This window comes from Streptomyces sp. NPDC127108, from assembly GCF_042677545.1.
Lineage (GTDB): Bacteria > Actinomycetota > Actinomycetes > Streptomycetales > Streptomycetaceae > Streptomyces.
This window is the reverse complement of sequence record NZ_JBHXTE010000044.1, coordinates 25,968-40,540: the sequence shown is the minus strand read 5'-3', so window position 1 is coordinate 40,540 and position 14,573 is coordinate 25,968. Positions and strand designations below refer to the sequence as shown.

The 14,573-nt window shown below is 66.3% G+C and carries 10 protein-coding genes; 9 read left to right on the top strand and 1 reads right to left on the bottom strand.

The genetic code is table 11. The annotated features are described in order from the left end of the window. Positions 1–9: 9 nt before the first annotated feature. Entirely contained in the window at positions 10–1,242 is a 1,233-nt protein-coding gene (locus ACFVHO_RS31155; protein ID WP_385721894.1) for a cytochrome P450, read from the bottom strand. Positions 1,243–1,903: 661 nt separating this feature from the next. Between ACFVHO_RS31155 and vioD the strand changes: the two genes are divergently transcribed. The 9 genes from vioD to ACFVHO_RS31110 all read left to right on the top strand — a co-directional run bounded on the left by vioD (position 1,904) and on the right by ACFVHO_RS31110 (position 14,552). Further along, the gene (gene vioD, locus ACFVHO_RS31150; protein WP_385721891.1) at positions 1,904–3,022 is read left to right on the top strand and encodes a capreomycidine synthase; all 1,119 of its coding nucleotides are present in this window, start codon (positions 1,904–1,906) and stop codon (positions 3,020–3,022) included. A 23-nt stretch (positions 3,023–3,045) separates the two neighbouring features. After that, complete coding sequence (gntD, locus tag ACFVHO_RS31145) at positions 3,046–4,077, top strand: guanitoxin biosynthesis L-enduracididine beta-hydroxylase GntD (protein ID WP_385721889.1); 1,032 nt, start codon at positions 3,046–3,048, stop codon at positions 4,075–4,077. An 89-nt stretch (positions 4,078–4,166) separates the two neighbouring features. Further along, complete coding sequence (locus tag ACFVHO_RS31140; RefSeq protein ID WP_385721886.1) at positions 4,167–7,346, top strand: amino acid adenylation domain-containing protein; 3,180 nt, start codon at positions 4,167–4,169, stop codon at positions 7,344–7,346. 152 nt (positions 7,347–7,498) lie between these two features. Continuing rightward, positions 7,499–8,854, top strand: a complete 1,356-nt coding sequence (locus tag ACFVHO_RS31135; protein WP_385721884.1) for a condensation domain-containing protein — start codon at positions 7,499–7,501, stop codon at positions 8,852–8,854. A gap of 35 nt (positions 8,855–8,889) precedes the next feature. Next, a complete protein-coding gene (locus tag ACFVHO_RS31130) occupies positions 8,890–9,099 on the top strand; it encodes an MbtH family protein (RefSeq protein WP_385721881.1) in 210 nt (69 codons plus the stop codon). A gap of 100 nt (positions 9,100–9,199) precedes the next feature. Continuing rightward, positions 9,200–10,540 carry an MFS transporter gene (locus ACFVHO_RS31125; RefSeq protein WP_385721878.1) on the top strand — a complete coding sequence of 447 codons (1,341 nt, stop codon included), beginning with the start codon at positions 9,200–9,202 and terminating at the stop codon, positions 10,538–10,540. Positions 10,541–10,606: 66 nt separating this feature from the next. Further along, a complete protein-coding gene (locus tag ACFVHO_RS31120; protein ID WP_385721875.1) occupies positions 10,607–11,812 on the top strand; it encodes a pyridoxal-phosphate-dependent aminotransferase family protein in 1,206 nt (401 codons plus the stop codon). Then, positions 11,809–13,638, top strand: a complete 1,830-nt coding sequence (locus ACFVHO_RS31115) for a non-ribosomal peptide synthetase (protein ID WP_385721873.1) — start codon at positions 11,809–11,811, stop codon at positions 13,636–13,638. The genes ACFVHO_RS31120 and ACFVHO_RS31115 overlap by 4 nt, the downstream gene beginning before the upstream one ends. A 2-nt stretch (positions 13,639–13,640) precedes the next feature. Next, positions 13,641–14,552, top strand: coding sequence for an NAD(P)-dependent oxidoreductase (locus tag ACFVHO_RS31110; RefSeq protein WP_385722001.1), 912 nt, complete (start codon positions 13,641–13,643; stop codon positions 14,550–14,552). Positions 14,553–14,573 lie beyond the last annotated feature (21 nt).

Here is a 14,573-nt window from a genome sequence, read left to right as displayed (position 1 = left end):
ACGCCCGGCTTATCGGCCGGGCGTGAACCGTATCGGCAGAGCCTTGATCCCGTATACGGGGGTCAGATCCGGAAACCATTCGATCGCCGCGTCATCGGCGACGGTGTAGTCCGGTATCCGGTCGAACACCTCCTCCAACATCGCCGTGAACATCTCGCGCACCATGGCCGCGCCCACGCAATAGTGCTGGCCGGCACCGAAAGCGAGGTGGCGGCCGGCGTCGCGGTTCAGGTCGATCCGGTCCGAGTGCGGGAAGACGGAATCGTCGCGGTTCGCCGCGGCCCACCCGAGCAGCACCTGCTCGCCCCGGGCGATGCGCTGCCCGCCGAGTTCGACGTCCTCGGCGGCAATCCGGCCCGTGCTTTGAACGGGCGAGACCCACCGCAGGAACTCGTCCACGGCGGTGCGGATCATCGAACGGTCGGACATCAGCCGGGACCGCAGATCGGGTTGCTGAGCGAGGGTACGGAGCGCGATCGCGGTCAGGCTTGACGTCGGATGGATGCCGAGCAGCAGCAAATACATCATCGAGACGATGTCATCGTCCGGTACCGGTGCTCCGTCCACCTCACTGGTCGCCAGGTGCCCGAGCAGCCCCCGCTTGTCGCCGTCCCGTTGCGCGTCGAGTGCTTCGACCAGCTCCAGGCAGATCAGTTGCGCGCATTCGCGGGCTGTCGACGGATCGTGCGGAGCGGCGAAAAGCGCCCGGTAGAGCAGGGAGTCGATGTCGAACCACCGCTCCTCCGGCAGTCCGATGTCCCGCATGGTCAGAATGCTGGGCAGCTTCTCGGTCATCGCCAGAACGATGTCACACTCGCCGCGCTCGATCACCTCGTCGATACAAGCCGCCGCCAACTGCCGGATTTCGCCGGCGCGCGCAGCGACCCGCTTCGGGGAATAGAAAACGGAGATCAGCTTGCGGTACTTCAGGCACTCCGGCGAGTCGAGTTCCAGCGGTATCATCCGGTTGCTCTGCCCGAGTGAGGGAATGGTCACACCCTGCACCGTACCGTCCGCCCTGTCCTGCGCGGTTTGGAAGGTCCGGGCAGCGCGGGCCGCCGAGGAGACCTCACGGTGGCCGGTCGTGACCCAATAGCCGTCCCAGGCGCGGCTCCACTGCACCGGGCAGGATTCGCGGAGTTTCGCATAGGTCGGAAACGGATCCACCGCTATCGCCGGGTCATGGCTGTCATAGTCGAACCCTGCCCGCTTGTCCACCAAGGAAATCACCTTCGCTGTCACGGAGTTTGCTCGGCATCGCGGTCCGCAAGCCTAACAGCCGAATCGACGACGGCAGATGACGCAGCAATATTGATCAAATATCGGGCAACGATCGACAACAGTCCATTCTGGGTCTTCGAAGTCCGACGCCTTCAACGTGGGAATGTATGACGCCCCCAGTGAGAACAGTTGGCCCACGTTGCTCTTTGTCGCATCGTTATTGCTCCCAGTACGCCGACTCTCAATCCGCACCACGGCACCGATCCAGTACTGGCCCGACATCGTCGTGGGATGCCTCGCCGGAACATGCCTCACACTCGAACCGCCCTGACCTGCAACACCACTTGAAGGCCGGTGGTGTCTGGAGCGTGCCGCTCGCCACGCCACGGAGGCCCTCTTCTTCCTCGATGTCGGATATCGGCAGATGGGGCACCCGACTCATCGACGCATGGGCAGCAACGCAGATCCCGTAGCGGGCAATATCTGTCAACTGCCCATATCGGAGAGGACATACGTTGCTCCACGGAAGACCTCACGCCCTCGGTCTGGGAGTTTGAGGAATCACAGTCATTGGACCAGAAACGCGAGATCAGCATCTCTGTCGAACTGAATCTACTTACCTGTTGTGATCTCTGTATGGGGTCGCGGTTCTCGGGTCGCGAGGACAAGGTTCTGGAGAACGATGAATTTTGATGGGGCATTACTCGAAGACTGGATGCGCGATCACTATCATGACGCTGCGATAGACATGGGCTCGAGTGGGGTTCTTGACTATTCGCTCGGACAGGTGCGACAACTCGCCGGCATCGAGCCCGGTGATGTGGACGAGATCGTCTTCCGGGACAGTCCGTGCCTGGGCCGGGACGACCTGCGCGAGGCCATCGCCTCGCGCTGGGGGGACGGTGACGCGCGCAGGGTGATGACCACGCACGGCGGCAGCGAGGCCATCTACGTCGCGCTCCAGACCCTCCTTGAGCCGGGTGACCAAGTCGTCGCACTGCACCCGGCCTACCACTCGCATGTATCCGTCGCAGAGTCCATGGGGTGCGAAGTTCTGCGCTGGCGGCTGCGCGAGGAGGACAAATTCCGGCCTGACGTGGAGGAACTTGCGAGGATCGTCACTGCGCGCACAAAGGTTATTGTGGTCAACTTTCCGCACAACCCGACCGGCGCGACACTCGACCTTGCTGGTTTCCGTCGCCTGCTTGAGATTGCTGACAACGTTGGCGCCTATCTCCTGTGGGACGGCGCTTTCACGGACCTGGTCTACGATGAAGCACCGCTGCCGGACCCCGGACTGACCTATCCGCGCACTGTGTCGATCGGAACCTTTTCAAAGGCTTTTGGTCTACCCGGCATGCGTTTCGGGTGGTGCATGGCGGACCCGGAGATGTTGCGGGCGATGACCAACCTGCGCGACCGCATCACCCTCAGCCTCTCTCCGCTGGTCGAGTTCATTGCGCTGCGCGTCGTACAGCGCGCAGACGTCTTCATCGCTCCCAGGCTGGAGAACGCCAAGGCCAACCGACGCCTGTTGGCCGACTGGGCCGCGCGGCACGAGGATCGTGTCGACCTCCCGCTGCCCCTCGGCGGAGTGACAGCGTTCCCGCAATTGAGCCCGTGGCGGGACACGACGGAGCTTTGCCGTCGGCTGGGAGAGACCAGCAACACGCTGCTTGTCCCCGGCCAGGCATTCGACCATCCGCGCCGCGTCCGGCTCGGTTTCGGCGGCGATCGCAGCCAACTGAGCACAGGCCTGGACCTTTTGAGCGCTGAGTTCGCCGCGAGTCCCCAACCGTGAGGCGGAAAGGAACCCTGACGACTATGCAGAGAATTGAACTCTCGGACATCGAGCTAAAGTCAGTCAACGAAGTACTCGCTTCGGTCACGGCGAAGTTCCACTCGGTCAGTGACCCGGAGTTCGTCCGGCAGTGCGCGGTATACGCACACGAGCTGCCGCAGCGGCTGCGGGCCGAGTTGAACGCGTTCCGCCTGGAGGCCTCCGGTGGCGCGCTGTCCATCCGCGGCTTCCGGATCGACGACGTCGGTATCGGGCCCACTCCCGAGCACTGGCGTACCCACGTCGGCCGGGCGTCCACGCTCCCCGTGGAGGTGTACTTCATGCTCTGCGCGTCCCTGCTGGGCGACCCCATCGCCTGGGCGACGCAGCAGGACGGCCGGATCATGCACGACATCTTCCCGATCCAGGGACATGAGAAGGAGCAGCTCGGCTCGGGCAGCGAAGAACTGCTGACCTGGCACACCGAGGAGGCCTTCCACCCCCTGCGGGCCGACTACCTCGGCCTGGCCTGTCTACGCAACCACGACCGGGTGGCAACGACATTCGCCTCGGTCGACGACCTCGAACTCACTGATGAGATCAGGGACCTGCTCTGTCAGGAGCAGTACCCGATCAAGCCCGACCGCTCGCATCTGCCGCACCACGACGAGGACAACCGGGAGATGTCGACGCGCGAACGCGAGCTGCTCTCGCGCAGCTACGAATGGATCATGGCCAAGGACGGCACGCCCGACCGAGTCGCCATCCTCTTCGGCGACCGCGAAGCGCCCTATCTACGCATCGATCCGTTCTTCATGGAGGACGCATACGCCGTCCCGGACAGCGCCCGCGCAATGCAGGCCATCGCCGCGGAGGTCGATCGCAACATACGGGATTACGTGCTCGAACCGGGTGAACTGCTCTTCCTGGACAACTACAAGATCGTGCACGGCAGGGTGCCGTTCACTGCCCGCTTCGACGGCACGGACCGCTGGCTCAAGAGGCTGAACGTGGCGCGCGACCTGCGGAAGTCGCGCGATCGCAGGATCAGCCACGACGCGCGAGTGATCTATTGACGACCTACAGCGCCTCGGCCCCCGCGGCCGGACGGACCCTACCCGGAAACGACTGGGAGACGTCGGTGTCGACTACCCAAGACTCTGCGATGCAACCGAAAGACAGCCAGGACCGCCGCGTTGACAGGGGTTTCCCCCTTTCCCTGGCACAGGAGCGGATCTGGGTCTCCGAGCAGCTCGCCGATGGGGGCTCGCACTACGGGACCCCGGTTGTGTTCGCCCTGCGCGGCGAGCTGGACCTCGGGCTGCTCGAGATGGCCCTGACCCATATCGTCGAACGCCACGAGGTGCTGCACTCTGTGGTGTCCATCGCGTCCGGCTCGCCCCGGTTCGTCGTCGTCCCTGCGCGCCCCATAGGGCTCGATCCACAGGATGTGGCCTCGGAGCAGGAGATGACCGAGCGGGTGAGTGCCGCGACGGCAGCTCCGTTCGACCTCTTGCACGGGCCGCTCGTGCGGTTCGGCTTGTACCGCCTCGGTCCCGCGGATCACCGCCTGCTGGTGGACATACATCACCTGGTCTTCGACGGAGTCTCGGCCGGCGTGTTGGTCCAGGAGCTTGCCGAGCTTCTTGCCGCCGGGGCCGAGGGCCGCACACCCGAGCTCCCCGTGCTGCCCTTCGCCTACGGGCAGTACGCCGTCGCGCAACTTCGCTCTCTCGACGAGGGCCTGTTGGACAGTCAGGTCGAGCACTGGTGCACCCAGCTCAAGGACGCGTCCTTCGCACTTGAACTGCCCACCGATTACCGCCGTCCCTCACACATGAGCTCCCATGGCGCCAGCCACTTCTTCACATTGCCGGCCTCGCTGCGCGTCGAACTCACGGCGGCGGCCCGCCGCTGGAGCGTCACCCCCTATGCGCTCATGCTCGCCGGCTGGGCTGCCGTTCTCGGCCGCTACGCAGGCCAAGAGGACCTGCTGGTGGGCACCCCCATGGCCGGTCGGATCGAGCCGGGCACCGAGGACATGATCGGGATGTTCGTGAATACCTTGGCCCTCCGGGTACGCCCGGAGCGAGATCAGACCTTCCACGGCCTGGTCAACCAGACACGCCTGGCTTCCGTCGAGGGTCTCGCCCATCAGGAAGCGCCGATCGAGAAGGTCATCGAGCGACTTCGTCCGCCACGCGACCCGAGCCGCAATCCGCTGTTCCAGACGGCGTTCAGCTACGACGAGGAGCTTGAGGAGTCCATACACGTCGCGGGACTGACGATCGAGGGCGCCGCACCACCACCGCGCACCGCCACCAAACTCGACCTGAGCATCGAGGTCGTCGAGCGGGACGGCCGACTCGAAGCGGAAATCGAGTACGCGACCGGCCTGTTCACGCCGGAGACGATCCGCCGCATCGCATCGCACTACACCACCTTCCTCGACAACGCGGTCCGCTCGCCGAACCGACCGCTGTGCGAGATTCCACTGGCCTCGAAGGAGGAGCACGCTCTGCTGGTGACGCAGCAGAGCGGAGACGGCGCATCATACGATCCCGTCGTCCTCCCCTCGCTCTTCGAGGCCCAAGTCGCGCGGCGCCCCGACGCGTGCGCGGTCTCCTGCGGCGAATTGCGGTGGAGCTACCGACAACTCAACGAGCGGGCCAATCGGCTTGCCAGAGCTCTGATCGCCCGCGGAATGGGACCCGAGAAGCTGGTGGGGGTCGCGTTGCCCAGCGGCCCGCTCCTCGTCCTGGCCATCCTCGCGATCAGCAAGGCGGGTGCCGCGTTCCTACCGCTCGACCCGGCCTATCCGACCAAGCGGATCGAGTACATCGTCGGCGACGCGCGTCCCGCCCTGCTGCTGACCGATGCCGTCGGCGCCACGGCCCAGCCCTGGACGACGCCGATCCTGGTCCTCGACGAACAGCAGACCGGGCGTGACGCGGACGCGGACGCGTCGAACCTCTCCGACGCACAGCGGTCGCACCCACTCACCCTCGCGCACCCGTCATACGTCATTTACACCTCCGGTTCGACCGGGACACCGAAGGGCGTGACGGTCACGCACGAGGGCCTTGCCGGGCTCTCCGGCGCGCAGATCGAGGCATTCGGCGTACGGGCCGACAGCAGGGTCCTGCAATTCGCCAGTCCAAGTTTCGACGCCTCCGTCTCGGAGCTCTGTATGGCCCTGCTCAGCGGCGCCACGGCGGTGTTCGTCCCGGGTCTGCACGACTTCGTCGGGGGTTCGTTCGAAGCGCTGCTTGTCCGAGAGGCCGTGACGCACGTAACCCTGCCGCCCTCGGTACTCGCCTCGCTTTCCCCTGACGAAGATCTGCCCGCGGACCTGACCATCGTGGTCGCCGGGGAAAGCCTGACCGCCGACCTCGCCGCACGCTGGTCCGGGCGTTGCAGTGTGTTCAACGCTTACGGGCCCACCGAGGCCACGGTGTGCGCAACGCTGATCGGCCCGCTGACGAGGAACGAGGGGAACGAGCCGCCACCGATCGGCCGGCCGATCGCCGGCACCCAGATCTTCGTCCTGGACGAGAGCCTGCGACCGCTGCCGGTGGGCGTGGCGGGCGAGCTGTACCTCGGCGGCGCTGGGCTGGCCCGCGGATATCTCAGCCGACCCGACCTCACTGCGGCCGGCTTCGTCGCCTGTCCCTTCGGTCCGGCCGGGGGGCGGATGTATCGCACCGGAGATCGGGCCCGCTGGCGTGACGACGGGAATCTCGAGTTCGTCGGGCGCCGGGACGACCAGGTCAAGATGAGCGGCTTCCGGATCGAGCTCGGCGAGATCGAGAACGTGATCGCAGCGCATCCAGGTGTGGAACAGGCCGCCGTCGTGGTACGCGAAGACAGGCCGGGGCTGCGGCAAGTCGTCGCCTACGTAGTGGCCCAGGTGCCCGACGAGGAGATCCTCGCCCACGCCGCGTCACAGTTGCCCGGTTACATGCTCCCGTCTGCCGTGGTGCGCTTGCGGAACCTGCCGTTGACCACGAACGGCAAGGTGGACCGGCGTAACCTGCCTGCTCCGGATGGTCGTACATCTGTCACCGATCGCAGGCCTGGCACCGCGCGCGAGCAGCAACTGTGCAAGCTGATCGGCGAGGTGCTGGACCTCTCTGCGGTCGGCGTGGACGAGAGCTTCTTCGCACTCGGCGGCCAGTCTCTGCACGCGGTGCGTCTGCTGAGCCGGATCCGCAGTGTCATGGGCGTGGAGATCGGTATCAAGACCCTGTTCCAGGCGCCTACCGCGGCGTTGCTCGCGGCGCGGATCGACTCTGGTCAGATCGCCGTCATCACCCGGCCGGCACTCCTCCCGACGGTCCGCTGACCCACGGCGGGCACCGGATGAATTCCGCGTGGTCGGATGGGCCCGCACAGAGCAATAGGGATCTCAATGATTGTGTCAAGCCGTCATCAACGGCATAGCGCCATCAGCCACATCCGATCCTCCCGTACCGCCGACATTATGTGGGACCAGTCATGATCCCTCTGTCGTTCGGGCAGCTCGGACTGTGGTTCATCCATCAGATGAATCCGGGCAGTTCGATGTACACCATGCAGCTCGCTTCGCGGCTGACGGGGCAGTTGGACAGAACAGCCCTGGAGGAGGCATTGCGAGACGTCGTGCAGCGACATGAATCGCTTCGCACGGTAATCCGGGACGGTGAGGGCGAGCCGCATCAGGTTGTTCTGGATATCTCAGAATGCGCGGTGAGGCTGGAGTACAAGGAGCTTGCCGAGGAAGAGGTGCATCAGGCGATGCACGAGGCCTCGGAACGTCCGTTCGACCTTGTACGCGACCTGCCCATTCGGGCATGGCTGTTCGCACTGGGGCCGCAGGAGCACGTGCTGCTCATGTCGATGCACCACATCATCAGCGATGGCTGGTCGTTGGGGCCGCTCACCCGAGACCTCGCCCGGGCCTACGCGGCGCGGCGCCGTGGTGCCGAGCCGAACATGCCGCCGCTGCCTGTCCAGTACGGTGACTACGCACTCTGGCAGAGGCGGTTGCTGGGCCGCGAGGAGGACCCGGACAGCCTGGCGTCGAGACAGCTCACGCACTGGCGTTCGGTGCTCGACGGCATACCCCAGGAGCTGCGGTTGCCGGTGGATCACCCGCGCCAACCGATGTCCGACTTCGCCGGGGACACGATCGAGTTCACCCTCGACGCCGATCTGCATACGGCACTGGCCGACGTCGCCCGCACCGAGAATGCGACCATGTTCATGGTGTTGCAGGCCGGATTTGCGGCGCTGCTGAGCAAGCTCGGTGTGGGCACCGACATTCCGATCGGCTCACCCGTGGCCGGCCGCGTGGATGATGCGCTGACCGATCTCGTCGGGTACTTCGTCAATATGCTGGTGTTCCGCGTCGACGTCTCCGGCGACCCGAGTCTGCGAGACCTGGTCAAGCGGGTCCAGGCCGTCGCCCTTGATGCCTACGAAAACCAGGACATCCCCTTCGATCACCTGGTCAGGGAACTCAATCCGGCCCGCTCGCGGACCCGTCACCCGCTTTTCCAGGTCATGTTCACCGTGGAGAACGACACCGACGCCGGGATCAAGTTCGACGGATTGACCGACGTGCCATTGGAAATCGACGCCGGCAACTCCATGTTCGACCTGGCGTTGAGCCTTCGGGAGAACTTCGGCCCGGACAAGGAGCCGGCTGGGATGGATGCGGTCCTGGAGTACCAGCTCGACCTGTTCGAACGGGAGACCGCACAGCGCGTGGCCGACGGTTACCGGCGGATGCTGGCCGCTCTTGTCGCGGACCCGGATGCACGGACCTGCACACATGAATTCGGCTCGCATATCGAACTGTGCGGCCGCTGACGGATGATGACAACTTGCTTAGGGGAGTGAAAGCGATGGCGAATCCATTCGAGGACCAAGACGGCGTGTATCTGGTGCTGGTCAATGCTGAGGGGCAGCACTCGTTGTGGCCCGCCGCCATCACCGTGCCCAAGGGCTGGACCGTAGTACACGGCGAAGCTGGGCGAGAGGACTGCCTGGAGTACGTGAAACGGAGCTGGACGGACATGCGGCCCAAGTCCCTGGTCGAGGCGACAACCTCTTGAGGGCCCCTCGGTGTGGCACCGCCGCCCGACCGGACCCAAATAAACCATCACCTAGCCCTCGTGCCGGGACCTGAAACCAGCACGCGCGGAAAGAGGCGCAATGAGCGATGTAGAGGTCTCCGGCGAACCAGGACGCCGAGGCAAACGCAGAAGGCTGCTGACTGACCGACACTTCGCCTGCTTGTTGGCCGCCCGGCTGGGCTCCAGCATGGCCAACGGCTTCCTGCCGGTCGCGTTGAGCTTCGCTGTCCTCCACACCACTGATTCTGCGAGTGACCTCGGCCTTGTCCTCGGAGTTCAGGCGGCGGTTTCGCTCGCCCTGTCGCTGTTTGCCGGCGTCGCGGCGGACCGCTTTCCGCGTGCCGCGTTGCTCATCGTTTCGTCGATCGTACGTCTGGTCGCGGCGGCGATCTTGGCGATAGGACTACTCACGCATACTGCGACCCTCGGTTGGTTCTTCGCTGTGGCAGTCGTATACGGCGGCGCTGAGGCGCTGTTCGGTCCGGCCAGCACAGCGATCATGCCGGACGTCGTTGCGAGAGATGACCTGGGCGAGGCCAATGCGTTGATGGGCACTTTTTCCTCGCTGGCTTGGACGGTGGCCCCTGCGTCGGCAGGAGTGGTCGTGGCGGCGTATGGTTCGGGAGCCGCTTTCCTGGTGGAGAGCGTGCTGATGGCTTTCGTCACTCTTTGTCTCGTATTCGCCAGGATCCCCGCTGGGGGCAATGCCGAGCCGGATCTCAATGGCGGGACGCTCACGCAGCTGAAGCAAGGATGGCGTGAGTTTCGCATGCGCCGCTGGCTATGGCTGCTCACCTTGCAGTGGACGTTGTTCTCGCTGGTCCTGCTGGCTCCCCTCGCGGTCCTCGGCCCGTTGGTGGCCGACACCCATCTGGGCGGTCCCGCAGCTTGGGGTGTCATCGGCACCTGCATGACCATCGGCGTGGTCTGCGCGCAGTTCACCGCCGGGCGGATCAAGCCGAAGCAACCGGTGGTCTTCATAGCGTGGCTGCCACCGCTGATCGTCTTCGAAGCGCTGGCCCTCGGCTCTGGCGTGCCGACGGTGGTGGTGGCGGGTGCCGCAGTGCTCTCCGGCTGCGCGATCGGCCTGCAAGGAGTGTTCTTCCAGACCCTCATGCAGCGAGCCGTACCGAGCTCGGTACTCGGCCGGGTGGCCGCCTTCGATCTGATGGCCTCGGAGATCGCCCAGCCGGTCGGCTTCGCCGTAGCCGGTCCCCTGGGCATCCTGTTCGGCCTGCGCCCGGTGCTGGTGGGCTGTGCTGTGGTCGCGGTGGTGGGCACGGCACTGTTCGCCCTTGCCGTGACCAGGGTCGAGCAACCAGAGCTACAGGTGCAGGACGAGCCGGACGATGCCGGGCTCCGCGGGAGCGCCGTCGAACCGCGTGTGCCGGACGGCGGCAGTGAGGCGTCGGTCCGCTGAGCGGTACTCGACTGCAGACGAGCCTTTGACGAAGCCCGACCACTGCGGCACGGAGGAATCAGGAAGATGATCTATAAGGACAGATTGGCCATACCCGGCCCGACCCCGCTGCCGCCCGCGGTCATCGCGGCGGCGACGCATCCCATGGTCGACGAGCGCACCGAGGACTTCGCACGCGTATTCACACGCATCATCGACGGGCTCAGGCAGGTGCTCGGTACCGCGGGGGACGTGCTGATCTTCTCGTCAAGCACCACCGGTGCGTTCGAGAGCGCGGTGCAAAATCTCTTCAGTCCAGGGGAAAAGGTACTCGTGGTGGACAACGGTGCCTTTGGAAGGCGCTGGGTGGAGCTATGCCGCGCTTATGGCCTGGAAACCGTCGTGCTCGACGTCGCGTGGGGTTGCGAGCCGGACCCTGCAGCTGTCGAAGCCTGCCTGGCGGCCGACCCGCAGATCGTCGCGGCGATCGCCGTACACTGCGAGACCTCCACAGGCGTCGTCACCGACCTTGAGGCCTTCGGGCGCGCGACCCGCGGTGTGCTGACGATAGTGGACTCGGCCTCCGGGGCCGGCGGCTGCGAAATGCAGGCCGACGCGTGGGGGTTGGACGTCGTGGTCGGCGGGACGCAGAAGGCGCTGATGGCGCCGCCAGGGGTCTCTTTCGTCTCGGTCAGTGAGCGCGCCTGGCGCCGGCACGCCAAGGCCAGGCATCTGCGGTACTACTTCGACTGGACGATCACGCGTGACAGCCTGAACCACTCCATCCCGCGTACCCCCTGGACGCCGGCGGTCGGCGTGCTGCTCCAGTTGTCCGCGGCGCTCGAACAGGTACTCGCCGAAGGCATGGAGCGGCGCCACCGGCGGCATTCGGAGCTGGGCCGGATGGCCAGAGCGGGCCTGCGCGGCCTCGGACTGCGGCTGCTGACCCCGGAAGCGGCGCGCAACGGCATCGTGACGGCCGCGTTCACACCGCCCGGAATAGGCGCGCAGCTTCTCGTCGACGCGGTGGTCGAGCACACAGGCGTCCAGCTGACCACCGGCAACGGAGAACTGGCCGACCAAGTGGTACGTATCGGTCACTGCGGCCACGCCGACCCGCTCGACCTGGTTACCGCGCTGGCCGCGCTTGAGACCGGGTTCGCAGCCCTCGGCGCCCCGGTGCTGCCGGGCAGTGGTGTCACACCCGTTGTGAAGCTGATGGCAGAGCAGGTTGACGCCGCCGCAGGCTCTTTGACGTCGACGTCGCCCAACCCTGAGGAGTCCGCTGCGTGAACGCCGACGTTCAATCAGCGCGGAACGACGCGCCGAAGCTCATCCCGCACCTGCTTGAGCAGCACTCAAAGGCGACGCCGCTCGCTTGCGCCACCGAGGATGCACAGCGGGCGCTGACCTACGCTGAACTCAACGCCGAAGCCGAGCACATGGCGGTGCGCCTGGCGGAGGCGGGAGTGCTTCCCGGCGATCGCGTCGGCGTGATGATGCGTCACTCCGTCGACCTGCTTGTCGCGATTCTCGGCGTGCTGCGTGCGAGAGCGGCCTACGTGCCCATCGACCCGGACTACCCCGACCAGCGCAAGAGTTTCCTCGCGGCGGACTCCGGCATCAAGATTCTCATCGTAGACGGGGCGCAGGAGAAGCCAACCAGCTTGCCCGTCACGACACTTGTGCCGGACCGGGAGCGCTTGCCTCCTCGTCCGGGCGCCCCCACAGCCGCGCCGGACGACCTGGCCTGCGTCATCTACACCTCAGGTTCCACCGGAGCGCCCAAAGGCGTCATGATCACCCATCTCGGCCTGGCGAATCTCGCCGCCGCCGCGAGTGCCGAGTTCGGCATGGGGCCGCGTGATCGCTACCTGATGCTGGCCGCCGCCGCGTTCTCCGCCTCACTCGAGGAGCTGTTCCCCCCACTCGTACAGGGCGGGACGAGCGTGTTCCCGGCCGACCGGGTCGCGCTCTCCCCGGTGGAGGCACTGCTCGACTTCCTCACCGCGCACGACATCACGCTCCTTGAGATGCAGACCGCGCACTGGCACCTGCTGGTTCGCCACCTCGTGGACACCGGCGGGGCACCGCCCCCGTCGCTGCGCCTGGTCGTCATGGGAGGAGACCGCGCCCTGCCCGAAGCCGTCCAGCAGTGGAACCGCTTCCGCCTTCCGCTGGTGCACGTCTACGGGCCGACCGAGACCACCGCGACCGCGTCGTACTGGAGCGTGCCGCCCGGACAAACACCCGAGGACGGGGTGTTGTCCATGGGCGATGCCATCGCCGGAACCCGGATGTTCGTCGTCGACGAGCGGCTCGAACTCGTTCCCCCGGATGCCGAGGGCGAACTGCTCATCGGCGGTGACTCGCTGGCACGCGGTTACCTGGGCAGACCCGACGTCACCGCGGAGAAGTTCGTCGCCGACCGCTACTCGGGGATTCCGGGGGCCAGGTTGTACCGCACCGGCGATCGGGTACGCCGTCTTCCCGACGGTCGGCTGCAATTCCTCGGACGCGGCGACCAGCAAGTCAAGGTGCGTGGATATCGCGTCGAACCAGGCGAGATCGAGGCTGCGCTCGACCGGCACCCAGCGGTGCGTCAAGCCCTGGTCACGACTGGTCGAGACGCGTCGGGTGAGCAGCGTCTGATCGGCTACGTGACCGCTGACCGGGACACGGTGAGCAGCGGTGAACTGCGTTCCTTCCTCGCCGACGAACTCCCGGCGTATCTGATCCCTTCAGCGCTGATCCGGCTGGACGATTTTCCGCTGACGACGCATCGGAAAATCGACCACGCGATGCTTCCGCAGCCGCTGAGGCGTCGGCCCGACCTGCCCACCGAGTTCGTGCCGCCGACAGGTGAAACCGAGCGGCGCGTCGCCGCCGCCGCGGCGGAGCTGCTGGGACTCGACGAGATCGGTGTGCTCGACAACCTGCTCGACCTGGGTGGGGACTCGCTGTTCATGTTGCGGCTGATCGGCTGGATCCACCAACACGTGGGCATCAGCCTCGGTTTCCGCGAGGTCTTCGACGCGTATTCGGTGCGTGGAGTGGCAGCGCTGGCCGACGCGAAGGCGGACGTCGCGGCGGTGGGCAAGCCGGGCAGTGGCTGGTGACCATGCTTCCCGACCTTCCAGTGGCAGTGCTTCCGGAACCGGCGCCCGCCGATCTCATGACAGCGCTGCATGCTTCAGGCGTTCGACTGGTTCCGCCGGCCCGGGCCGAGGGCGTGATCTGGACCGGCGAGCAGCCCTCGGTGCTGGCAGCCGCACTGGAGCGCGCGCCGTCGGTGCGCTGGGTTCAACTGGCGAGCGCCGGCGTCGAGAGCTACCTGCCGCTCATGGATCAGCGGATCCGCTGGAGCCGGGCCGTGGGCGTCCAGTCCGAGCTGGTGGCTGAACACGCCCTCATGCTCGCGCTGACCGTGCTGCGTCAGGGCACTGCCTCCGTGAGGGCCGGCGCGTGGCTGCCGCGCCCCGCCATCGGGCTGACGAACGCCGAGGTCCTTGTGGTGGGCGGCGGCGGGGTCGCCCGGGCACTGCTCGCACTGCTGCGCCCGTTCAGGGTCCGCCCCAAGGTGGTGTGCCGCGGCGGCGCCCCGATAGCGGGCGCCGAGGTCGGCACGCCCGATCGCCTCGACGAATGGCTGCCCGAGGCCCGTGTGGTCTTCCTCGCGGCGCCGCTGACCGCGGACACGGCCGGGCTGATCGACGCAGTCAGACTCAGGTCCATGCGTCGGGACGCGTGCCTGGTGAACGTGGCGCGCGGCGGGCTTGTCATCACAGATGACCTCGTTCGTGCGCTGGCCTCCGGGTGGATCGCCGGCGCCGGCCTGGACGTCACCGACCCCGAGCCGCTTCCTCCGGAGCACCCGCTGTGGTCCCTTCCCACCTGTGTGATCACCGCGCACTGCGCGGGCGATCTGGACCACGCACTCGGACCCTTCGTCGACCTGGTCCGGCGCAACATTCGTCGACTGGCGAACGGCCTCGAGCCGATCGGCCTGGTCGACCGGGAACTCGGTTACTAGCCGACTGTCAGGAAGAGCGGA

What these genes read in the sequence shown, in the direction of transcription:
- vioD (WP_385721891.1), top strand. Translation starts at nt 1,904, where the DNA reads ATGAATTTTGATGGGGCATTACTCGAAGACTGGATGCGCGATCACTAT.
- gntD (WP_385721889.1), top strand. Translation starts at nt 3,046, where the DNA reads ATGCAGAGAATTGAACTCTCGGACATCGAGCTAAAGTCAGTCAACGAA.
- ACFVHO_RS31140 (WP_385721886.1), top strand. Translation starts at nt 4,167, where the DNA reads ATGCAACCGAAAGACAGCCAGGACCGCCGCGTTGACAGGGGTTTCCCC.
- ACFVHO_RS31135 (WP_385721884.1), top strand. Translation starts at nt 7,499, where the DNA reads ATGATCCCTCTGTCGTTCGGGCAGCTCGGACTGTGGTTCATCCATCAG.
- ACFVHO_RS31130 (WP_385721881.1), top strand. Translation starts at nt 8,890, where the DNA reads ATGGCGAATCCATTCGAGGACCAAGACGGCGTGTATCTGGTGCTGGTC.
- ACFVHO_RS31125 (WP_385721878.1), top strand. Translation starts at nt 9,200, where the DNA reads ATGAGCGATGTAGAGGTCTCCGGCGAACCAGGACGCCGAGGCAAACGC.
- ACFVHO_RS31120 (WP_385721875.1), top strand. Translation starts at nt 10,607, where the DNA reads ATGATCTATAAGGACAGATTGGCCATACCCGGCCCGACCCCGCTGCCG.
- ACFVHO_RS31110 (WP_385722001.1), top strand. Translation starts at nt 13,641, where the DNA reads ATGCTTCCCGACCTTCCAGTGGCAGTGCTTCCGGAACCGGCGCCCGCC.